The sequence below is a fragment of the Leeuwenhoekiella parthenopeia genome (genome assembly GCF_020782115.1).
Taxonomy (GTDB): Bacteria; Bacteroidota; Bacteroidia; order Flavobacteriales; family Flavobacteriaceae; genus Leeuwenhoekiella; species Leeuwenhoekiella parthenopeia.
Map to the genome: position 1 here is coordinate 1 of NZ_JAJGMW010000011.1, position 21,984 is coordinate 21,984.

Below are 21,984 nucleotides of genomic sequence, written 5' to 3' on the forward strand. Positions count from 1 at the left end.
ATCCTTTCTCATTAAAGTTAGAAAATTTATAAATCCATCGGTAAATACTAACACAAGGTATGTTGTGCAACATCGATAGTTGGCTAGCACTATACTTACCGGATTCAAAATCTTCGACGATCTGACGCTTAAAACTCTCAGAATAAACACGCCTCTTTTGGATGATTTGTACGTTGGATTTCATTGTTAATCACGTTTAAGTGGTCAACCTATATCAGGGACGTACACCGTTTTTTAAATTCCAATTAACGATTAACATTTAACTTCCTTTCTGAAATACCATGCAATGCTGCCAGGGCAGATTAGCTATGTTTTCAACCAAGGTAAAACCGGCAGCGCGAAGCTCTTTAACGGCCTGGGCCTCGGTCATTTTATGAATGGTTTTGATAGGAATGTTGGGATCTTCCCCGCGGTATTCGATCAGGTAAAGTTTAGCATCGGCTTTCATCGCCTTTTTAATGGATGCCAGCATTTCCAGCGGAAATTCAAACTCGTGGTACACATCTACCATCAGTACTTTATCTACTTTATTTTCGGGAAGATTGACGCTTTGCACGCTTCCTTTGACCAGAGTAACATGGGTAATGCCGTTTATTAGCTGCACGCGTTTCATTTCGGCAAGCATTTCCTCCTGAATATCTACGCCATACACCATTCCTTCGGGTGCCTGTGTTGCCATTTTAAACACGTGATAGCCGGAGCCTGCTCCAATATCGGCAATGATATCATCAGCCTGAATATTCATATTTTTAAGCAGGAGCGAAACGTTTTCTTCCTGTTCACGTTCAGGTCGGTTGAGCCATTCCATCCCCTGAAAACCCATAACGTGGGCAATCTCACGCCCCATAAACCATTTTCCAATTCCGTTTATACTTCCCGGCCTGTAGGTGTAAGCAGCAGTGTCACTTCCCTCCTGCTTGCTTTCGGTATTCTGGCCTTTGCAGCTTGTCACTTGAAATAGCAGAAGCATTACAACAAGGGCTTGAAGGAATTTTATAAGGGAGGGAGTTGTACTACGCATCGGTTTTCCTTTTATAGTTTTTTAATACACAATCACATTCTTCCCGATACTGGTTCCGCTTTCCTGAAGTTCGTGGGCTTTTTTGAGATTTTCTACACTAAAGCCTTCAAATACGGTGGTGACGGTGGGTTGCAGGGTTCCGTCTTCAAATAAATCTGCAGCCCGGTTTAAAATATCATGCTGCCGCTGCATATCGGGTGTTTGATGCATCGAGCGGGTGTACATCAACTCCCAGGAAAACGTGACACTCTTATTTTTGAGCAGATTGAGATTGAGGGGATCGCTGCTTCCGGTGATTGAAAGTATATGGCCCTGAGGCTTGATCAGGTCAGCCAGCTGTTGCCAGTATTCCTTTAAATCAACAAAATCGAGGATGTAGTCAATCTGAGTATGGCCAATGCCTTCGAGTTCTTCTTTTAGATTGTGATGATTTACTACGAAATCGGCTCCCATTTTTTTACACCAGTCCCGGGTCTCGTCACTCGAAGCGGTGGCGATCACGGTAAAACCGGTGAGTTTTTTAGCCAACTGAATCGCGATAGAACCCACACCACCGGCTCCGTTTAGGAATAAAATGCTCTTACCCTTATCTGTTGCTTCGTTATACTTAATGCGGTCGAAGATACTTTCCCAGGCCGTTAAAGTCGTCAGGGGCATTGCTGCGGCCTCAGCCAGGCTCAAATTTTTAGGTTTACGGCCTACAATGCGTTCATCTATGAGTTGGTATTCTGCATTACAACCGCTACGAGTTAAATCCCCTGCGTAATACACAGCGTCCCCGGCTTTAAACAGGCTTACCTCCTCGCCTACTTCCTCTACAATACCCACGGCATCCCAGCCGATGATTTTAGGGGTGTCCAGTTCCTGATCTTTCGCAGCATTCTGGCGTATTTTATAATCTACAGGATTAACCGAAATCGCCTGAATCTGTACCAAAAGATCGTGACCTTCAGGCTTTGGTTTTTCGGTTTCAAAGGCGATAAAACTGTTGGGTTCGCTTATGGGGAGTGATTTTTTAAATCCGATTGCTTTCATAGTGTCTGTTTGTTTTTTGCTAAAGTTACGGGCTTCGCAGCAAGCTTGCAGAAGGAAAGAGGTTAAAATGTTATTAATGTATGTGGGCTATTCGTTATTTATGATTTGTTATTTCTTTTCGGTTCGCCGTTTGGCGTTTTCTGTTTTCTGTTGGTTTACGGTTTGCGGTTTGCGGTTTACCGTTATGACAAAATCAGGAATCAGAAACAAGGAATACCAAATAAGAAACCAGAAACAAAAAATCCGTGGAAGGAAAACAAAAAACCCGCACTCCTTTGGAATGCAGGTTTTGATCAAAAATGGTTTTATCCCCTTATTTAAAACCTTTCGATCATTTGATTGTCTTTAAAAAGAGCCGCTGCAAATAGGTTTTGCTTCAGGTTGAGCATTACATATTCTCCATTTGCTTTGGGACCGATTGACATATAGCCGGCTTCGTTGGTTCCGTTATCGGTTCCGGTGATGGAATATTTAAAGTAGGAATTGGTATAGGTGGTCTCGACGGGAGGCATAAAGAAGTCTGAGGTGTTGGTGTCTATATGTACCATTTCCCCGGCTCTAAAAGATCCGTCTTCAAACTTGCCCGATATCAGCGTCCGGTTTTGATAATAAATTCCGTAGCCGTTAGTACAATCACCGCTGATGCAGGTTGCTTCGGTTATTTCTGCAGGGGAATGCATTTTTCGGGATATTTCGGCACCGTTTTCATAAGTGATTAATTCGCGTTGTATCCCGCCTTTTTTTCGAATCTCACGCACGTGATCGCCGGTTTTGACTCCATTTACAAAAGTACCCCAGGTTCTGCCCTGGCCCTCATCATAGACCGTAAAACCATTTACTTTTCCGTCTTTGAACTGAGACCAGTAATAGTCATTTTTGGCATTCTGGGTATATCCAACGCCGTTGTAAGCTCCGTTTTTATAAAAGCCGTGGTAGAGGTCACCGGTTTCATTGTTGTAATAAAAGCCATAGCCGTTTTGGCAGTCGCCTTTGGAACAAGGATTGGTCTGTGCAAAACTAAGCGCACCGAAAAGCAAGAAGCTGCTGAATAGAAGTGTTTTCATAATTGAGGTTTTTTTACATTATCAAAATTAGCGGACAGGGCTTTTGGAGTCCATAGGGCAATTGCCCTATTCTTTGAGCATTACTTCCTGAATCTTGCCATTAGCATAGATTCCTGCCTGTTTAAGCTGCCCGTTCGCGTATTCGGCTCCCGCGCCGTCTTTAGCACTCGTGTTATTAAACATCCCGATGAACCAGTTATTGGCATTTAAAATCACCCCAATACACGCCAAGTGTACTTTGAAGCATTCCGCTTCCGTTAAACTTTCCATCTTTAAAAAAACCGCTATAGGCTTCGCTTTCGGTCTTGTATTCTCCAAAACCATTTTCACAATTTCCCTGAAGGCATTGCGCTTTCGCGAAATCGTAACCGAACAAAAACAGAAAAATCAGCTGTGTCCTCAAAACCCGTGTCATAATCAAGATCTATTTGCCGGTATAAATAAAAGGTGCCCAAAACTGCGGATGGGATAAATCGAGCTGCTTGCTGAAATCGCCACGGATGAAGGCCCGTTTTACTTCGGTACTGGCAGTTAGATACTCTTTATTCTCGTTAAAAATCTTATTATACAATTGGGTGGTGTAGATCATGGTACCGTAATCGTTTACCGACCATAAAGTCGTGAGGGTCGAATTGGCACCCGCCATTAACATCGCCTGATTAAGCCCCTGTACGCCTTCTCCCGGCACCAGTTTGCCCAGGCCGGTCTGACAGGCGCTGAGGAACATAAAGTCGGTCTCAATGTCTAAAGCGCCCATTTCTGCTACAGTTAGAATCCCGTCTTCCCCTTCGCGCGGATTGGCATAGACCGAGAATGCGATACCGCTTAAATCGAAAACATAGGGATGTACAGAAGCATGGCTCGACAAATGAATGGTTTTATACGTGTGAAGCGCTCCTGTTGCATGAAGTTTTTTAAACTGGTTTTCGGTCATTTGGGTATCCAGAAACAAATCGGTTTTGGGCACGAGTTCGTTTATCGCCAGAACTTCGGCTTTGGCGCCTTTTAAATACTTCATAGCTTCTTTAGAAAAGGTGGCAAACGCATAATCGAGCGGTTCGTTAAGCTGTAGTGATTTTTCTACATCAAGTTCCAGGCGTTTGATGTCTGCTCCTGATTTCAGTTCGCGACCCGCACTGGCATACTTTTCATATTTGGCATCACCAAAAGCGAGCACGTTCTTCTCATAGGCCGGAGCGGTACGCTTGCGCAGATCAACCAGCAGACTGCCGCTGGGCACATAGCCTATCTCATAATCTTCTACCAAATACCGATTTAAGGGGTTTTTAAAACTTTCAAAAGGCAAAAAATTAAGTATGCCGTCTGCGCTTATATATAAGCGCTTCTTACCTTCAAACCAGGGTTCGAGTCGGCTTACCAGATCGGTATAAAAAGCGCCGGCTATGTAATCTCTATAAGCTGAATCGGTAAACTGTTGCTGTACCTCGCCGCCTTCAGAAGGATTGAGAAAACTTCGGTACAATTCGGCCAGCAGAACAAAATCCCCTTTTTTATATTGATTATAGCCGGCTTCTTCCAGATTTCGATAAACGGTATAGTGTGGCTGTCGCAGCTCTCGCTGTGCCATTTTCTTTTCGATCTCACCGATGTCTGCATTGCGGTCTACATACACCCGCATCAGAGCACCTGCAGCGTTAACATAGCGGTAATTGATGGTATTATTTGTAATCACAGCGGCCATATAAACCCCTTCATGGGTATTACCACGCATAACGTCACTATAATAAATGAGTGCTTCGTCCGGCTTAAGGCTTTTTTGTAGTGCAGGCAGGCTTACCGGTGTTGCGCCAGATTTAGAGGTGAGTAAGCCGTTGGCTTTGAGTTCTTCCATCACCGAAAAAATCTTATCGGTTTGCTTACTTTCAAAAAGGCAGGCAATCAGGTTCCCTCCTATTTTGGTATACAGATCCAGCAAATTGCTGCGTTCACTGCCGGTTGCGGCTTTTACTTTGGGTTTATAAAGCTGAAAGGCTTTTTCATAAAATGGAACCGCTTCGGCATATTTTTTCTGCATTCCCAATTGTTGCCCATAGTCGTAGAGCTCAATCACGTCATTTGAATTAAGATATGTTTCAACAAGGGTGCTTTTATCCTGAAACACGTTCAAAGCCTGAAGATTTTCCGGTAAGGTCTTGCCAAACTGCGGATGCGATTCATTGCCGGTGTTTTTCATATACGCGACTCCGGCCTCGGCCAGCTGTATTCCTTTGACTTTATCCCCTCCATAGGCGTAAGCCCGTGACAGGTTGTAGTACCCGTTCATTTTGACTTCGGGCTGGGTTACTTTCCCGAAAAGGCTTTCTACCTGTTTAGCAAAGGCATAAGCCTCTTTAAATTGCTCGCGCTGAATAAGGGAAAACAAATAATTGTTTGCAGCGAGCATTATTGCCGAATTGGAATAGGAGTATTTCGGCAACTCGTCAAGCATTATGGTTGCAAGGCTAAGGTTATCTTCATAATTACGGTTTACTTCATTGATTTTTGAAAGGATATCGTAAATCTTAAGCTTCATCATCGGTGTGGTACGCACATTTGAAAATTGCTCTTTAAGCTCGGGAATCAGGATTGCTGCCTGTTTCCAGTTGTTCCAAAACGTGCGTGTGGCAAGGGTTTCGAGGCTTTGATTGTAATAACTCACCGGAAATGCCCCAGCCTGCATCTGCTTTTTGACGGGTGCAAGGAGGTTGAGATAGTGGGCCGGGCCCTTTTGAACCATTTCTTCAGGAGAAGCGCTGTAGACGGGATTGAAATGTTCCCAGAAATACTTCATATTTTGTGTGGCCTCGCTGCGGTGCATATTAAGCAGTTGCTGCGCGGTATTGGCCTGATCAGCGGTAAAGGAAGATTTGTAATACTCCAGTGAGCCCGTAAGGTAATTCATCGCGGCAGTAAAATCTTCGGGTGGACGCGGATAAAAACTGTATTCCCATAACAACTGTTTGGCCCGTGCTAAATCTTTGGTATAAAAGGCATACGAAATAGCCGCCTGAGCCAAACGGTCGTAAATGGGCTCCAGATCGTAAGCCTTTTGTACCATTGCGGCACCTTCCTGGGGTGCATTAGGCAAAGCCGCGCGGGCTAGACCCAAATCGAAATACAGATCGGTATGGGTATAATACGCGTCCAGGAGTTCGTAGCCCAGTTTAAATGCTTCCAGATTATTGCCTGCCTTTTTAAGAGCATTAAATTTCTGGAAATTTTGATTTCTGTTGATGTCAACAGGTACGGCCTGCTGTTGTGCCCATAGCGAAGCGCCAAAGAACAGCCAAAGTACTAGAATTCTCATAGATCGTGCGGTTTTTACGATCTAAAAGTAGGGCCACACAGCACCTGCAATCAATAGGGCAATTGACGTATTTATGGGTTTGGCGTTTTCTGTTTACGGTTTTCCGTTTACCGTTTCTGCAAAAACCCAATTAACGATTAACCCAAAACAGTGTTTGCCAACAGACCTGATTTTAAAAGATTTTTACGGGTTCTCCATCTTCAAAAAGGGCAGCTTTTAAAGCATTTGTACTGGCATTAATTAATATAAACTGACCATCTGCTCGCGAACCCCTGGTCATATGTGCAGCTTCTTCGACACCATTTGGCGTCAACCTTTTGAAGTATTTAAAATAAGGCTCCAGCGACTGGTCTAGTGTTGGTGGTTTATAATATTCACTAACGTTATAGGCAAGAAGCTGAACCTCACCCTGCACAAATAAACCGTCTTTAAAAATCCCTGACATTAGGGTATCGTCGCTTTTAAGTATTCCAAAACCCGTATCACAGTTCCCTGCAAGGCAAGGGTTTTCTGTGTTTGCCTCACCGACAAAAAGTTTACTTGCGGTAAGCTGACCTTTAGTATAAATAAGCAGTTCTCTTTCAACCTTATCTGCAGAATTTAGAATTTTTATATGTGGCCCGATTTTCTGATTGTTTTCAAAAACACCGCAAACTGTACCTTCCCCTTCGTTATATACCGTAAATCCATTTGGCATTCCTGATTTAAAGTTTGAAAAGTACCAGTTCCCTCCGGGTAGCTGGTGATATCCTATTCCTTCAAACACGGCATCTTTATAAAAACCGTGATACATGTCTTTTGAATTTACATTAAAACTATATCCATATCCATTTTTACAATCTCCTGCCTGGCAGGAATCTCCTTCCTGAGCTTTGGCAAATAAACTTAGTAATGACAAAAAGGTAATTAGAACTATTCGTTTCATAATGATCTGATTTAAGGTTTATATTAAAGTTTAATAGCGTTGTTTATTTGCCGTAATAGATAAATGGAGCCCAATACGTGGGATGCTTAAATTCATCGCCATAGGCTCCGGCTATAAAGGCACGTTTAATCTCAGTCGCCGCTGTTACATAAGGTATATTTGACTGAAAGACTTTTTTGTAAAACTCCTGAAGGAAAATGCTGGTCGTGTAATCATTTACAGACCAAAGTGATGTCAGGCTGGCATTAGCACCGGCCTGAAACAGGGAGTTGTTTAACCACTGAACGGCATCTCCCGTAGTAATGCGCCCCAGGCCGGTCTGGCAGGCACTAAGCATAACCAGGTCCGGATTCATTTTTAATGCTTTGATTTCGTTTACGGTGAGCATACCATCTTCTCCGTTTACAGGACTTGGAAGAACACTCATAGCAATGGCACTCATTTCAAATATGTAAGGATTTACCGAAGCATGGCTGGCCAGATGAATCACCTTATAATCCTTCAGTAAACCTGCGTCAGACATACTTTTTATTTCATTTTCGGTCATTTGCTTATCTAGCCGCACATCAGTCAGGGGAACGATTTGCTTTATGGCTTCCACTTCATTTTTTGTACCTATCAGATATTTCATAGGTTCGTCGGTTTGAAAAGCCCCATAGGCAAAATCCAGATCTTTTCCTGATTCAATGGCTTCATTTACTTCTAATTGCAGCCGTTTGATATCTGCTATAGAAGCTATTTTAGAATGGGTGTTGTTTCTAAGGCTGTATTTGGCATCCCCAAAAGCCAGCACATTCTTTTTATAACTTGTCTTTTGTTTTTGTCTTAAGGATACAAGCACACTTGCACTGGGAGCATAGCCTATTTCAAAATCCTCAATGAGATAGCGTTTAGTGACCGGGTTAATCAATGTTTCAAACGGAATAAAGCTTAACTCACCGGTAGGTACGATTGTGATTTTTTTATATCACGCAAAAAGTTTAGGTTGGGGAATAATACATACCAAATATTGGCAGAAAGTCTGGCAAATTCTCCGGCTTTTAAAAACGGCCTGTCTTCTTTAGCAGCTTCCAGATAAGTGCGGTACGTTTCAAAAAAGATACGTGCATCACCCGGTTGTGCCATATAGTTTGCAGAAAATGCAGGGCGCTCTGTATTATTTGGCCGTCGCAATTCTTTTTTTGCCAGTTTTGATTCCACGTAACTCGTAATCGACGGATTTTCGGTAAACAGATCGGCTACAATTTTGGTAAAGTCAAAAAATGTAGCTTCTACATTGTTTTTAGTAACCAAAAAATTGAAATATCCCGTGTCATCTAATGAACCCGGAGATAAATAGTAGATAATGGCCTCATCAGTTGCGAGACTTGCCTGTATTTCCCTAACCGTTCTTGAACTGGTTGAATTGGAATTTAAAAGTGTGTTGAGCTCAGCGTTTTTAATTAGCTCTGCTGTTTCCAGAGCTTCTGCAGGACGTCCCGTTTTGATATAAGCACCCGCCAAATTGGTAAGTACTTTTGTATAAACCAGTTCTGTTTCTTTTCGAACGGCTGCATCAGCTTGTTTTCTTTCGGCATCCAGAAGGTTTTTAGCCTGAACTAATGAGCCTATCATACCCTCATAATCCATTTCCTGTAAAGCCAACATAGCTCTGTTAAAATAATCTGCCGGTCTTATTGCAACAGATTCCTCAACGCTTTTGAGTCCGGCTAAAATCATCAGTTCAGTAACGACTTTTTGGTATCCACCGCTCAAATGGGGATTTAAATCAATAAGTCGTTGCATTTTTTGGAGGTAATTTGTGCCGGTTTCGGTTTTCTTAGCAATCTCGGGAGGTGTCAAAACCAGATAGGAATCGATCAGCAAATCCGGATTTTGAAGATCTTTAATAAGTGGGGTGATTTCGTTTAACACGTTTGTATAGGCTGCATAGTTATTCAGTTCTCGCAGCGCTTTAGCTTTTTTATTTATAGCCAGGTAATCTGAGGTTTGAATAAATCACCTCTTCTGCTTAGTAAAACATCTAGAATTTCTATTAGCCTTTGATTTTCCTGGCTTGAATAGGTATTACCGAAACTATGTACCAATAAAAACCCCGTAAATGGATTCAGGTTTTGCTCTGTTAAATACCTTTCAAAAGTTGAGCGAACGGCAGTACTTTTTAAATCGTGATACCAGAGTGCATCGCCGAGTTTTGAAAGTAAACAGGAATATGCCAGATTTGGGATGGCTCCATTTTTTCGTGCATTTTGCAACTCAACATTCAGACTTTCGATTTGTGTAGCGGAAACATCAGTATTCAGCTCTGCATATTTAAAAGCTGTATTTGCAGTTTCTATCCCGCCTTGAAATCTGGTTTTTAAAGCAGATATAGCGGCCAGGTCTGTTTCTATTTTAGACAGCAGATCCGGCTGGTTTTTATAGAAGTCCAGATAAGCCATTAAACTTTTGGAAACCTCAGTTTCGTTTTGATTTAGCTGAGACGTGAATACATAATTGTAAAAGGCTTCATTTCGCTGAAAATCAGATCCTGTTATCAACGCGGCTATATAATTCAGTTTTGCCGAATATTCATCTAGCGGAGCAAGGTAAACAGCCATTGAAGTATAAAAAAGAGCCTGATCTGAGGATGGCGTCGCGATCAGATTATATCCGGTAATAGCCGGTATCCTGTATGGGAAGGGGTATTGGTTAAGAAGAAATTCAGATATATTAAATAATCTGTTCAAATCTTTACCGGCTGCATTAATTGCCTCGGTATAAAGCAAATTTTCCTCTATTTTTCTGGAAAAAGGCTGTTGTGCCCTGAGCGCACTGCAAAGCAGTACCAGTAAAACTAGAATTCTCATAGATCGTGCGGTTTTTACGATCTAAAAGTAGGGTCAGACAGCACCTGCAATCAATAGGGCAATTGACGTATTTGTGGGTTTGTGGTTCGCCGTTTTCGGTTTTCTGTTGGTTTACGGTTTGCCGTTTACCGTTTATCGTTATGACAAAATCAGGAATCAGAAACATGGAATAATAAATAAGAAACAAAAAATCAGGAAATCAAGAAATCACTTCCCAGACCGCATATTTTCAGCTTTATTTTTACTTCTTCCGGTGTTGATGAAGTAGACGCCGGTGATCAGGATGGCTGCAGCAACAGCCGACTGCGTCGTGAGTTTTTCGCCCAAAAAATACCAGCCCAGAAACAGTGCAATAACCGGGTTTACATAGGCTGAAGTGGTCACTTTTTCGGTAGCCACATTTTTTAGCAGATAATTAAAGGCCGAAAATGCTGCGATACTCCCAAAGAATACCAGACAAAGCATCGCGATTTGCGTACGGGATTGCCAGTTTAGCGGACTGCTCCACTCCTCGCCGATCACCAGACTGGCCAGGATTAAAATGAGACCGGCAGCGGTCATCTGATACGCCGTGCTTACAAAGTGATTTTTGGGTGTATCTACCTGTGCCACCATAAGGCTGCCGCAGCTCCAGCTAAAAATAGCCGTCACCGCCAGCCCCACGCCCAACCAGAAATTGGGCTCTACCGCCAATTCCCGCTGACTGATCAGCAAAATCATTCCGCATAAGCCTAAAATAACGCCAAAAACAGTCATCTTTTTCAGCTTACGCTTCTGCACGAGCATCATAATCAAAATGGTAAATAAGGGATACATCGAGGCTATGAGCGAGCCAAAACCACTGTCGATGTATTTCAGCGCCCATACAAAGACTCCGTTGCCCACAGATAAAAACAGAATTCCGGCTAAAATAGAATTTCCCAATTGCTTCCAGCTGATACGCAGGGAGTGTCCCAGGGCAGCTGCTAAAGCAAAAATGAGCAGACCTGCCGTGCAAAACCGCATTCCGCCTATCATAAACGGAGGAAGCTTGGTAACCGCTATTTTATTCCAGAGGAAAGTAGACCCCCAAAAGACGTAAATGGCAATAAATGACAGGATGATAAAGGTTTTCTTTCGGGATAGCACGGCAAAAAAATTAGCGGAGGCAAAGCTCTGCTTTTTGGGCGAAATCGCGTCAGTTTTTGGTTACTAATCTGCTGCTTACTCCGTATAATTTACAAACCGAGAATACGCGCATCTACCCGAAAAACGCTCCTGATATCTAGTTCAATATCGCGGTCAATGGCCTCATCGGTAATACTTTCAACACGCAGGGTATAGCGGTCTTTTTTGATGTATTCTTTCAATTCTGCATTGCTGGTATTAAGCTCTATCGTACCCGAAGCGTCTCCTGCGACCGGATTTAAGGAAGCTAAAGGTATTTCTTCAAGACCTTCTGCCTTGATAAAAACTTCAATAGATTCTAAAAAGCTAAAATCTGCATCAGTAGGACTCGTAATAATGAGGCGCATACGACTGAGTTTGATGGACTCAATGAGGTCTTTTTGGGTATTGTTTGATTCAAATTCAGACTCGCTATTGGTTTGCACAGGCGGCGTCTGCACCACAAACGGAAGGTTAATCAGGGTTCCGGACTCGATGGTGACACTGCTGTTGTAATCTAAATCAAATTTGGTGAGGTCATCAATCTTATCACAGGCAGTCATTGCTAAAAGGCTTAGCAGTAGAAGTATTCGTTTCATAGGGGTATATATAATTTTTGAAATTTACGTAAATCGGTACTATTCGGTTTTAAACCAAAAAAATCTGCCTTCTTTTGATAAAATGAGGCAGATTTTCGCTGTGAAACTAAGAAAATCCTTATTCCATGGCCTCCATCACGATGCGCTCTTCTGTGACTCCCAGAGCTTTTAAATCTTCGAGAACCGCATCCATCATCGGTGGCGGTCCGCACACATAAAATTTCTTGAGCGTGGTGGTATTGATGTGCTTTTTGATAAACTCCTTATCGATATAACCGCTGGCATAGCGGGAATCTTTTTCATCTGAAAGAATATTGATAAAATCATCGCCCAGCATTTTCTCGAGTTCTGCTGCGTAAATGATATCCTCTTTCTTTTTATTGCCGAAAATCAGCTTGTTTCCGGCTAGTTTCTGCTCTTTATCCAGCTTTTTGAAAATGGACAAAAAAGGCGTAATACCTGCTCCGCCGGCAAGAAACACACCCGGCCCCTCATAATTTATGGCTCCCCAGGAATCGCCAATAATCAACTCGTCTCCCGGAATAAGTTTGCCCAGTTGTTCGGTTACACCATAATGCTCGGGATAGGTTTTAATGGTAAATTCCAGATTTTCGTTTTCGGGAAGATTGGTAAATGTAAACGGGCGCTTTTCATCTTTCCAATCGGGTTTATTTATGGCTACCTCGGTTGCCTGCCCCGGCTCAAAACTAAAATTCTCAGGTTTTTCGGTTGCGATGTGCAGGACATCGTGATTTATAAAATGAATTTCCTTGATTTTTACAGTGCTCATAGTTTGGTTTTTCCTTAAAAATACACACTCAAAGCGGGCCTGACTACCAAGGTTTTCTTAATGTCTGCGTTAAAATTTTACCAAAAGCATAATCCATCTTAGCGCAGATACGAAGCATTAAAGTACGTGCTAAACTCTTGAAGCAACAGTTTAAGTTTCGGGTTTATGTAATTGATACAAAAAGGTTTATCGGGATCAGAACGGTAATAGTTGTGCAGACTTTCCCGCGATGCTTTAAAGGCCGAAAAATCCAAAACCCGGGTTACAAGCGGGGCTTCAAAATGCTGCTGCAGTTCTTCCAGAATACCTTGTGCTTTCGTTTTTTGTATAGCCGAAAATGTATAAATCGCAGAGCGGTACCGGTCTCTAAAACTGTGTGCCGAAGTGCTTTTGTGCGTACGCAAGTGCACTTCCAGCAAAACCGGAAGAGGAAGCTTTTCGGCATCAAAATGCACGATCACCCCTTCCGAAAACCAGGCTTCATCCTCTGTGGCTGCTACGTAGCCTTGCTCTACCCGGCTTACACCAAGCAGGGACTGAAATACCGCTTCAGTACACCAGTGGCATCCACCACCAAGGGCTATTTTTTGCAGAGAGTCAGTCATTCCATTTTACTTCCTTTAAAAACGCGATCACTTTAGCCTCGGGCATTTCGCAGGGTTTAAGCAGTTCGCCGCTTTTAGTTTCATAAAAATTTAGACTTATAAAATCGGTGCCGCCCAACTCTTCCGCATAGACTTTAAAGCTTTTTCCGGCATTGAAGCCGGTACGGGTAATGCCGTATTTCCGGCCGTTATAGCTGCCTTCCGAATAACCTTCAGGAATAAGGGATATCAGGGATTTAAGCTTCATTACGAACTGCACGAAAGCATGGAACAACCTACCTTATCCCGCGCCCATTCGGGTCTTTTGGCAAACCATTTTCCGTTTTCGGGCTGTTCGTCGTAGGGCTTTTTAAGCAGCTCATACAATTCATCAATCAGCCTGTAATCGCCCTCATCTGCGGCATCAATCGCAAGCTGAGCCATGTAGTTGCGCAGCACGTATTTGGGATTCACCCGGTTCATGGCCGCACTTCGGGCTTCATCGGTAAGGTTTTGATTTTGAATTCTTTTCGCGTAGGCGGAAAACCAGGCGTTCCATTGCGTTTTGACAGCTCCGGTAAGCTCTTCGGCATTATAAAAAGCATCGGAAATCAGGTCAAATCCATTTACGGAAGCATCCTTTTCAAAATCACCCAGTTTGCGGAAGAAGATCGTCATATCAGTTTCGGTAAGCTGCAGACAGGCTTCCAGATCGGCAATGAGTTCTAAATCGGCTTCCCCGGCGTTTTGCAATCCTAGTTTACCGGCCATCATTTCGAGCGATTTTGTGGCGTAACCGCTTTTATAACGGTCAAGGATTTCCTCAAAACCTTCAGATTCATCCACCAGCGGATAGAGCGCATTGGCGAGTTGGTATAAATTCCACAACCCTATATTCGGCTGGTTGCCATAACGATACCGCTTATGCTGCCGGTCTGTCGTATTGGGCGTCCAGCCCCAGTCAAAACCTTCGAGCCAGCCGTAGGGTCCGTAATCTATCGTCAGTCCCAAAATGCTCATATTATCGGTATTCATAACGCCGTGAACAAAACCCACACGCTGCCAGTGTATCATCAAATCGAGCGTGCGCCGGGTTACTTCATCAAAAAACTGAAGGTACACGTCTTTAGAAGGTTTACCCAAATGCGGAAAATGCGCTTCGATGGTGTAGTCGACCAACTGTTGAAGACCTTTTATATTATTTCGGGCGGTAAAGATTTGATAATTGCCAAAGCGCAAAAAGGATTCTGCCACGCGGCAAACGACCGCCCCTTTTTCGTAAGCGGGATTTCCGTCGTACATCACATCGCGGAGTACCGGGTCACCGGTAAGTGCCAGCGACAAAGCCCGCGTGGTAGGAACGCCCAGATGATACATCGCTTCACTCATCAAATATTCGCGTATAGAAGAGCGTAAAACCGCCAGACCGTCTGCACTGCGCGAGTAAGGCGTCTCCCCTGCTCCTTTGAGCTGTAGCGCCCAGTGACCGGTCTTACCTTCCGTTTCAAAAAGATTAATGGCTCGCCCGTCTCCCAACTGGCCGGCCCAGTTCCCAAACTGATGTCCGCCATAAAGCATCGCATAGGGTTTGGTTTCGGGCAAAACGCTGTTACCGGTCATCAGATTTAAAAATTCATCAGACTGAACATCAGATTGTAAAAGGCCCAATTCTTCCCGCATTTCTTCAGAAACATGCAGTAATTGTGGCTTGCCGGTTTTCCTTGGGTTTACAAAGGAGTAAAAGCCTTCAGTTACCTGACGTCGTGAATTTTCGGTATTGGGATCAGCCGGAAGTTTTTGTGAAAAGCGATTGTTGAGTTTAAAATCCATTGCGAAGGTTTTATGCAAAACTACGGGTTTTAAAAGGGTTGTCGGTCATCGCACCCATTCCTGTCTTAAAAACTAAAAAATCCCTGTCAGGTTTCTGTCAGGGATTCTCAATCAGCGTCTTCGGTTTAGGACTAATTTTGTGCGGTTTTGATTTTGTATTCAAACTCGTTAGTGTCTCCCGCCGAGCCATCCCGTTCCATTTTTGTGTAAACGGCGTTGAGGGTTTCATATTCTAAAATCCAGGATTCACGGGGTTTTGAGTCTTCCAGAGTAACTTCTACATCATAAGATGAAATCACCACGTTAGATAAGGTATAGACCAAATACGGAGCCGCACCCTGAGCACCGGATGTATTGATGAGGCTTAGTACCATCTCGTCAAATCGCTGATTGCGGGTAAGCGCCTGAAGCATAGGATTTGTAGCTGCATCGGTTTTCTTGGCGATATTCATTCCTGAAAATTGCACCGTACTGCGCGTTCTGCCCGACACTACTTTTGATTTTGGGCTTTCAGCCGAAAAAACAAAGGCATCAATCACAATTTGATCTTCAAAGCGGTTCACCGAAGATTCTCCCTCAATACCGGGAATTTCTAAATACATCTGAGTTTGTGCCTGAAGGGTCACAGTTGCCAGAATCAGCAGGAAAAGTGTTAAGCAAGTCTTCATAAGGAGTTTTTAAGTTGTTAGTTGGTCAGGTTATTTCTAAAGGAATTAAAAATACGGGCTTATGTTGATGAAAACAGCGGCTACTTAACCCTTTCCTACAGGGGAAATTTCCTGAAATTACCAAAGAAAATGCCTGTATACAGGCCAGGCAGCAAGAACCTGTCTTAAAACGAGGTGTCAGTACCTAAAATGACACTAGTCCTGAAATCGAATCTTAAAAATTTAAGAGAATCATTGAATTGAGGGATGCAACTATTAAAGTTATTGTAAAGTTGACTGACAACTAGGCGGTTGGAACAAGCTTTGCCTATTTTAGTGTGTAACATTAAAACACTTGATTATGACAACTAGAAAACAGAATACAGGAATAGCAGCAGCAGTTTTAGGTTTAGCCGGTGGACTTTTTGCATGGTGGAAATATAAAAACGCAAGCGAAGAAGAAAAAGCTAAAATCAAAGGAAAGATCAATGATTTGGGCAGCAAATTAAAAGAAACCTATACCGACGCTGAAATCAAGGTAAAAGAAGCTTACGATGAAGTAGAGCATAAAATTACCGGTAATGATACCAAGAAATTTAAGAAAGACGTAGAGCGCGAAGTTGAGAAAATCGCAAACTAAGACCTCTTTTTTCACAGCATTTTTAAAAGCGATCCACTTGGGTCGCTTTTTTTATGGATGCAACCTTTAGGAACTTTAATAAATTCTATTTTTAAATACTAATCCTTAACCGGTTGATCTTATGAAAATCAAATACTATTTCTCCCTACTCCTTCTCATTGGCTTTAGCGCGGCAGCGCAGGAACTTAACGATTATTTTAAACCCGTAAAATACCGAAGCATAGGTCCATTCAGAGGCGGGCGCAGCAATTCGGTTAGCGGTGTGGTGGGCGATCCCCTCACCTATTATATGGGAACCACCGGTGGCGGTTTGTGGAAAACCACCGATGCCGGGCAGCACTGGTACAACATCTCAGACGGGTTCTTTAAGACCGGTTCGGTGGGTGCCGTGGCGGTATCGGAGTCTGATCCTAATGTGATTTATGTGGGAATGGGCGAACACGCCATTCGAGGGGTGATGACATCCTACGGGGATGGGGTTTATAAATCAACCGATGCCGGAAAATCCTGGAAGCACATTGGTCTTACCAAAACCCAGCAAATCGCGCGAATTGTAATAGATCCTAAAAATCCGGATGTGGTTTACGTGGCTGCTCAGGGCGCTATGCAGGGCCCAACGGCCGAACGCGGGGTTTACAAAAGCACAAACGGCGGCGAAAGCTGGGAACAAATTCTGTTTGTAAATGAGCAAACGGGAGCTAACGAACTTTCTATGGATATTCACAATCCCAATGTGTTGTATGCCTCGATGTGGGAGCATCAGCGCACACCCTGGAAAATGATCAGCGGTGGCCCGGGCAGCGCACTTTACAAATCTACCGATGCCGGAAAAACCTGGGATACCAATCACAACGGCCTTCCTGAGGAAAAAGGGAAAATGGCGATTGCAGTAAGCCGGGCCAATCCCGATAAGGTATATGCGCTTATTGAAAGCGACAGCCAGCAGGATAAAGGCGGACTTTTCGTTTCAAATGATGCCGGTAAAAGCTGGAATATGGTTAGCGGCGATAACCGTCTTACCCAGCGCGCCTGGTATTATACTGAGGTTTTTGCAGATCCTTCCGCAGAAAACACCGTGTATGTGTTGAGTGCTCCTGCCTTACGTTCAACCGATGGCGGAAAAACCTGGGAAAGCCTCTCCGGTACCCACGGCGACTATCACGATTTGTGGATCAACCCGGCAAATTCTAAAAATATGGTGATTGGTAACGACGGTGGCGCTGCGATCTCCTATAACTACGGTGAAAGCTGGTCGACTCAGGACAATATGCCTACCGCGCAGTTTTACCGCATCAATACCGATAACCTGTATCCTTATAATATTTATGCCGGGCAGCAGGATAATTCTTCGGTAAAAATTGCCAGTATGGCTCCGGGAAGCGGAGGCATTGGTCGCGAAAACTGGTCGGCTTCAGCGGGTGGTGAGAGCGCCTTTTTGGCTTTCGATCCCGATGATCCGCGATATGTGTATGGTGGAAGCTATCTGGGAACCATTGAAGTTTTGGATACCGAAACCAAAATGAGTACAAACATCATGGCGGCTCCTATTCAGTATTTGGGGAAAGCCGCGCACGATATGAAATACCTGTACAACTGGAATGCCCCCATCATCTGGTCACAGCACGAACCCGGAACCGTTTACCACGCCGCCCAACTGGTTTTAAAAACCAGCGATATGGGAAAAACCTGGACTGAATTTTCACCTGATCTTACCCGAAATATCGACGCTAAACAAGGGAAAGGCGGAGGTCCTTACACGGTTGAAGCCGTTGGTGCCGAAAATTACGGGACCATCAGCTACCTGATCGAATCGCCTCACGAAGCAGGTGTTTTCTATACCGGAAGTGATGACGGTCTGGTGCACCTCACACGGGATAATGGCAAAAGCTGGCAGAATATTACGCCCAAAGGCCTTGAGGAAACCCTGATTAACGCAATTGAGGTGTCGCCACACGATCCTGCTACCGCCTATATCGCCACTACCCGCTACAAGTTTAATGATTATACCCCGGCGATTTATAAAACCACAGATTACGGTAAAAGCTGGTCAAACATCAGCAGCGGGATTCCCTATGGGGCATACACCCGAGTGGTGCGCGAAGATGCAGACCGCAAAGGCCTGCTTTATGCCGGGACTGAACAGGGTGTTTACGTATCTTTTGACGCCGGGAAAACCTGGAAATCCCTGCAGTTAAACCTTCCGATGACGCCTGTTACCGATTTGAAAGTGCATCGTGGAGATTTGATTGTTGCCACTTCAGGCCGCTCGTTCTGGATACTCGATGACCTCAAGCTTTTAGCCAACTATGAAAACAAAAAGGCTGACTTTCAGCTTTACGAACCCGAAGCATCGGTTTACGGAAGCTGGTACAGCGCTTTAAACGGGAGTATTCCGGACTTTGACGGAACCGCCGATGACGCCGGAGTAAATCCTGCAAACGGAGTGGTATTGTATTACAACCTGCCTAAAGTGACCGATACTACAGCACTGCAATTGAGCATACGCGATGCTCAGGGCAAACTTATCACGCGTTTTTCTTCGGAAGCGGACGAAAACTTTAAATCCTATGCAGGCGGCCCTTCACCCGTCCCAACTCTTAGCAAGCATAAAGGATTGAATCGCTTTGTCTGGGATGGAAGACATTCAGGTCTTCCGGGTGTTGAAGAGGTGTATATCGAAGCCGGTTATTCGGGGCACAAGGTAGCGCCGGGTACGTATAACATCACTTTAGACTATGGTGGTCAAACCGAAACTGTTGCTGCGGTGATTCAGCCGAATCCCAATCTCGATATTCCTGCGGCACAATTTGCCGAATACGACCGCGTAATGAACGAAATGGAAGCTAAGGTCACTGAAATGCACGAACTGGTGAATAGGCTGAAAAGCGCTCAGGATCAACTTTCCGCTTTGCTTAAAACCAGAGAAAGCCTTCCTGAGGAAGTTCAGGAAACCGGTAAAAAGCTGATCGCCGATCTGGAGGAATGGGATGAAAAAATGGTGCAACGCAAGTCAAAAGCTTACGATGATGTGGAGAATTTCGAAAACAAGTTTACCGCAAATTATATGTTTTTACTCAATCAAACCGAAAGCAGTATTCCCCGCGTAAACGCCTCAAATCTGGAACAACTAAAACTCTTAAATGCCGAATGGCAGGAACTGAAAGCAGCAGGAAATACGCTACTTAATACGCGTATACCACAATATAATACCAGTCTCTGGGAGGCCGGGATTGGTGCTATTCGGGTGAAGTAGAACACTGATTTGGATTGATAATTATTTTAATGATTTTCTAGAAGTTGAAAGCTGTTTGACTGTCAGTCTGAGCCTGTCGAAGACGGTTTGATAATTACCCTCACAAACTTCGATTCCTGAAGCATGTGGGCAGTTTGATATCTAGCCTGTACTTTTTAGTCAGCCGTTTTTATTTTTAGTTATATTCGTCAAATGAGAAAACACCTTCCGTTTGCTTTGCTACTTGCCGCTTCGTTTACGAGCTACGCGCAAAACTATGTGGATATCGCCAATCTGTCTTACAGCATCACGCCGCAAAACGATTTTGAAAACAGCAACCAGTCTACAGCGGTGAGCGAACTGGAGTTTCAGTTTACCTTTCCCAGGGTTTTAGACGAAAAAAATACCTTTATCAGCACGCTTTTAGTGGAATCGAATACGCTTCGCATAGACCCTACAATTCCACAGGAATACACATTTGCCTCTCTGGGACTTGCTTTAGGCTTTAATCACCGGTATTCAGACCGGCTTGCCATTACCTATCTGGTTATTCCAAAACTGGCAACGCAACTCGATGCGATGACAGGCAGAGGTTTTCAGTTGGGCGGGCTCGCACTGGCTACTTTAAAGAAGAATGAAAACTTCAGCTGGAAGTTTGGTTTGTATGCCAATACCGAAGAATTTGGTCCGTTTCTGGTCCCTTATGCTGGTTTTTATTATCTGAGCCCCAGCAAGCGCTTTGAAGCCTATATCACGACCATAAACGGGGATATGAACTATATGCTGAGCGATAAATTGAATATTGGCGGAGATGTAAACGGCCTTACCTCCAGTTACGCCCTGGGTGATCCTGTTTTCAATACCGAAAACGTTTATTTCGTCAAAAACACCACGGAATTTTTTGCCTACCTGCGCTATCCGGTGGCCAAAAATCTGTTTTTAAAAGCCAAAGCCGGGTATAGCATTACGCGAACGTATAAAGCTTTTGAAGAAGATGATCAGGTTGATTTGGGATTGAGTCTGTTCTTTTTGGGTGATGATCGCAATCAGTTGAATACGCCTCTTGCTAAAGGGGCTTTGTTTAAGCTGGAATTGCTGTATCGTTTTCCGCTTTAAGCTTTACCCAGTTTCCGTACGGCAGCCCATTCGCGAAGTTTATCTCGTGAATCTGTCGCCGGATATCCCAAAACCGTTTTTCCGGCTGCCACATCGCCCATCACTCCCGAGCCTGCTGCTACCACTGCCCCGCTGTGAATGGTGGTATGATCTTTTATCGAAGCGCTTCCGCCTATAACAACACCATCCCCCAGCGTTACCGAACCGGCGAGTCCGCTATGACCTGCCATAATGCAGCACCTTCCCAGAATACAGTTGTGCGCAATCTGTACCAGATTGTCAATCTTACAACCGTCACCCACAATGGTTGAAGCAAATTTTGCGCGATCTACACACGAGTTGGCACCAATTTCTACTCCATTCCCAATGATCACATTACCAATATGAACAATCTTGACCAGACCGCTGCCGTCATCTGCCGGGCGGTATCCAAAACCGTCTGCCCCGATACTCACGTTGTTGTGAAAAATACAAAAGGCACCAACGACCGAACGTTCCCGGATTACAGTTCCGGACCAAATGGTAGTCCTGGTACCAATGCTGCAGTCATCAAGAATCGTGACGTTTGGATAGAGTGTTACACCTTCGGCAAGCACGGTACGCGCACCCACGTAACAACCGGGGCCTATTTTACAACCGGATCCGACTTGTGCTGTGGGATGAATGTAAGCCCGGTCGCTGATTTCGGTTTCAAATTCGGGAGCATCGGGTTCATAAAGGCTTAGTAATTTGGCCATTGCCAAATCAGCATTCTTTACCACCAAAAGCGGAATAGCACCGGAAACCAAATGTTTCAGATTCTCGTTGATTACCACCGCTCCCGCTCCTGAGGCCGCGTAATTCTTCGAGTATTTAGACGAACCGATAAAACTGACCTGGTCTGATGTGGCAGCATCCAGATGGTTTAAACCGGTAAATTGTTGCGTGCTGTTTTCAGAAATTTCGGCGTTGAGCAAAGCTGCAAGCTGGTTTAGTGAAAAACTTTTCATGATTAAAGGGTTTAAGCGGTAGTTCAAAATTGAAGCTAAGTGCCTTGCAAATCTGCTCAAGGTAGATAACCAGTGTTGTCTAAAAGCAGGTGCTAACCCGTTTGAAGTGCGCGAAAGGTAAATATAAAAAGTTGAAAATGAGCCAAAATTAAAAAAGCAACTCGATACGAGTTGCTTTTTGCACAAAACCGGTTCACTAAAAACGACAAT

At 44.0% G+C, this 21,984-nt stretch carries 21 protein-coding genes; 3 read left to right on the plus strand and 18 right to left on the minus strand.

What is annotated here, in order from left to right; genetic code table 11:
* The 17 genes from LLW17_RS09565 to LLW17_RS09645 form a co-directional block, all read right to left on the minus strand.
* The coding region (locus LLW17_RS09565; RefSeq protein WP_228228726.1) for a transposase at positions 1–184 on the minus strand (184 nt) is incomplete at its 3' end.
* Between the two features lie 75 nt (positions 185–259).
* A complete protein-coding gene (locus LLW17_RS09570; RefSeq protein WP_228230035.1) occupies positions 260–970 on the minus strand; it encodes a class I SAM-dependent methyltransferase in 711 nt (236 codons plus the stop codon).
* A 72-nt stretch (positions 971–1,042) separates the two neighbouring features.
* A complete protein-coding gene (locus tag LLW17_RS09575; RefSeq protein ID WP_228230036.1) occupies positions 1,043–2,056 on the minus strand; it encodes a zinc-binding alcohol dehydrogenase family protein in 1,014 nt (337 codons plus the stop codon).
* A gap of 317 nt (positions 2,057–2,373) precedes the next feature.
* Entirely contained in the window at positions 2,374–3,120 is a 747-nt protein-coding gene (locus LLW17_RS09580) for an MORN repeat-containing protein (protein ID WP_228230037.1), read from the minus strand.
* Between the two features lie 196 nt (positions 3,121–3,316).
* Entirely contained in the window at positions 3,317–3,535 is a 219-nt protein-coding gene (locus LLW17_RS09585) for a hypothetical protein (protein ID WP_228230038.1), read from the minus strand.
* Between the two features lie 9 nt (positions 3,536–3,544).
* Positions 3,545–6,427 (minus strand): CHAT domain-containing protein, encoded by a 2,883-nt coding sequence (locus tag LLW17_RS09590; RefSeq protein ID WP_228230039.1) that lies wholly within the window; start codon positions 6,425–6,427, stop codon positions 3,545–3,547.
* 172 nt (positions 6,428–6,599) lie between these two features.
* Positions 6,600–7,352, minus strand: a complete 753-nt coding sequence (locus LLW17_RS09595; RefSeq protein ID WP_228230040.1) for an MORN repeat-containing protein — start codon at positions 7,350–7,352, stop codon at positions 6,600–6,602.
* Between the two features lie 43 nt (positions 7,353–7,395).
* On the minus strand, positions 7,396–8,262 hold the full coding sequence (locus tag LLW17_RS09600; protein WP_262908968.1) for a CHAT domain-containing protein: 867 nt from the start codon (positions 8,260–8,262) through the stop codon (positions 7,396–7,398).
* 20 nt (positions 8,263–8,282) lie between these two features.
* Entirely contained in the window at positions 8,283–9,266 is a 984-nt protein-coding gene (locus LLW17_RS09605) for a hypothetical protein (protein ID WP_228230041.1), read from the minus strand.
* Between the two features lie 53 nt (positions 9,267–9,319).
* A complete protein-coding gene (locus tag LLW17_RS09610; RefSeq protein WP_228230042.1) occupies positions 9,320–10,201 on the minus strand; it encodes a hypothetical protein in 882 nt (293 codons plus the stop codon).
* 207 nt (positions 10,202–10,408) lie between these two features.
* A complete protein-coding gene (locus LLW17_RS09615; RefSeq protein WP_228230043.1) occupies positions 10,409–11,329 on the minus strand; it encodes an EamA family transporter in 921 nt (306 codons plus the stop codon).
* An 89-nt stretch (positions 11,330–11,418) separates the two neighbouring features.
* Positions 11,419–11,946 carry a hypothetical protein gene (locus tag LLW17_RS09620; protein WP_228230044.1) on the minus strand — a complete coding sequence of 176 codons (528 nt, stop codon included), beginning with the start codon at positions 11,944–11,946 and terminating at the stop codon, positions 11,419–11,421.
* A gap of 118 nt (positions 11,947–12,064) precedes the next feature.
* Positions 12,065–12,736, minus strand: coding sequence for a ferredoxin reductase domain-containing protein (locus tag LLW17_RS09625; RefSeq protein ID WP_228230045.1), 672 nt, complete (start codon positions 12,734–12,736; stop codon positions 12,065–12,067).
* Between the two features lie 98 nt (positions 12,737–12,834).
* Entirely contained in the window at positions 12,835–13,341 is a 507-nt protein-coding gene (locus LLW17_RS09630; protein ID WP_228230046.1) for a peptide-methionine (S)-S-oxide reductase, read from the minus strand.
* Entirely contained in the window at positions 13,334–13,588 is a 255-nt protein-coding gene (locus LLW17_RS09635; protein WP_228230047.1) for a peptide methionine sulfoxide reductase, read from the minus strand. The genes LLW17_RS09630 and LLW17_RS09635 overlap by 8 nt, the downstream gene beginning before the upstream one ends.
* Positions 13,588–15,150 carry a protein adenylyltransferase SelO gene (locus LLW17_RS09640; protein ID WP_228230048.1) on the minus strand — a complete coding sequence of 521 codons (1,563 nt, stop codon included), beginning with the start codon at positions 15,148–15,150 and terminating at the stop codon, positions 13,588–13,590. Before LLW17_RS09640 ends, LLW17_RS09635 begins: the two co-directional genes overlap by 1 nt.
* Positions 15,151–15,281: 131 nt before the next feature.
* Complete coding sequence (locus LLW17_RS09645) at positions 15,282–15,818, minus strand: Hcp family type VI secretion system effector (protein ID WP_228230049.1); 537 nt, start codon at positions 15,816–15,818, stop codon at positions 15,282–15,284.
* 340 nt (positions 15,819–16,158) lie between these two features.
* On the opposite strand from LLW17_RS09645, the gene LLW17_RS09650 reads away from it, so the two are divergent.
* From LLW17_RS09650 to LLW17_RS09660, 3 genes are all read left to right on the plus strand, one after another.
* A complete protein-coding gene (locus LLW17_RS09650) occupies positions 16,159–16,437 on the plus strand; it encodes a hypothetical protein (protein WP_228230050.1) in 279 nt (92 codons plus the stop codon).
* A gap of 121 nt (positions 16,438–16,558) precedes the next feature.
* Positions 16,559–19,690, plus strand: a complete 3,132-nt coding sequence (locus LLW17_RS09655; protein ID WP_228230051.1) for a VPS10 domain-containing protein — start codon at positions 16,559–16,561, stop codon at positions 19,688–19,690.
* 192 nt (positions 19,691–19,882) lie between these two features.
* A complete protein-coding gene (locus tag LLW17_RS09660) occupies positions 19,883–20,785 on the plus strand; it encodes a DUF6268 family outer membrane beta-barrel protein (protein WP_228230052.1) in 903 nt (300 codons plus the stop codon).
* On the opposite strand, the gene lpxD is transcribed toward LLW17_RS09660, so the two are convergent.
* Positions 20,782–21,774, minus strand: a complete 993-nt coding sequence (gene lpxD / locus LLW17_RS09665; protein WP_228230053.1) for a UDP-3-O-(3-hydroxymyristoyl)glucosamine N-acyltransferase — start codon at positions 21,772–21,774, stop codon at positions 20,782–20,784. The genes LLW17_RS09660 and lpxD overlap by 4 nt on opposite strands.
* Between the last annotated feature and the right edge of the window lie 210 nt (positions 21,775–21,984).

Coding starts and splice junctions, on each gene's coding strand:
- LLW17_RS09570 (WP_228230035.1), bottom strand. CDS start 970: ATGCTTCTGCTATTTCAAGTGACAAGCTGCAAAGGCCAGAATACCGAA.
- LLW17_RS09575 (WP_228230036.1), bottom strand. CDS start 2,056: ATGAAAGCAATCGGATTTAAAAAATCACTCCCCATAAGCGAACCCAAC.
- LLW17_RS09580 (WP_228230037.1), bottom strand. CDS start 3,120: ATGAAAACACTTCTATTCAGCAGCTTCTTGCTTTTCGGTGCGCTTAGT.
- LLW17_RS09585 (WP_228230038.1), bottom strand. CDS start 3,535: ATGACACGGGTTTTGAGGACACAGCTGATTTTTCTGTTTTTGTTCGGT.
- LLW17_RS09590 (WP_228230039.1), bottom strand. CDS start 6,427: ATGAGAATTCTAGTACTTTGGCTGTTCTTTGGCGCTTCGCTATGGGCA.
- LLW17_RS09595 (WP_228230040.1), bottom strand. CDS start 7,352: ATGAAACGAATAGTTCTAATTACCTTTTTGTCATTACTAAGTTTATTT.
- LLW17_RS09610 (WP_228230042.1), bottom strand. CDS start 10,201: ATGAGAATTCTAGTTTTACTGGTACTGCTTTGCAGTGCGCTCAGGGCA.
- LLW17_RS09620 (WP_228230044.1), bottom strand. CDS start 11,946: ATGAAACGAATACTTCTACTGCTAAGCCTTTTAGCAATGACTGCCTGT.
- LLW17_RS09625 (WP_228230045.1), bottom strand. CDS start 12,736: ATGAGCACTGTAAAAATCAAGGAAATTCATTTTATAAATCACGATGTC.
- LLW17_RS09630 (WP_228230046.1), bottom strand. CDS start 13,341: ATGACTGACTCTCTGCAAAAAATAGCCCTTGGTGGTGGATGCCACTGG.
- LLW17_RS09635 (WP_228230047.1), bottom strand. CDS start 13,588: ATGAAGCTTAAATCCCTGATATCCCTTATTCCTGAAGGTTATTCGGAA.
- LLW17_RS09640 (WP_228230048.1), bottom strand. CDS start 15,150: ATGGATTTTAAACTCAACAATCGCTTTTCACAAAAACTTCCGGCTGAT.
- LLW17_RS09645 (WP_228230049.1), bottom strand. CDS start 15,818: ATGAAGACTTGCTTAACACTTTTCCTGCTGATTCTGGCAACTGTGACC.
- LLW17_RS09650 (WP_228230050.1), top strand. CDS start 16,159: ATGACAACTAGAAAACAGAATACAGGAATAGCAGCAGCAGTTTTAGGT.
- LLW17_RS09655 (WP_228230051.1), top strand. CDS start 16,559: ATGAAAATCAAATACTATTTCTCCCTACTCCTTCTCATTGGCTTTAGC.
- LLW17_RS09660 (WP_228230052.1), top strand. CDS start 19,883: ATGAGAAAACACCTTCCGTTTGCTTTGCTACTTGCCGCTTCGTTTACG.
- lpxD (WP_228230053.1), bottom strand. CDS start 21,774: ATGAAAAGTTTTTCACTAAACCAGCTTGCAGCTTTGCTCAACGCCGAA.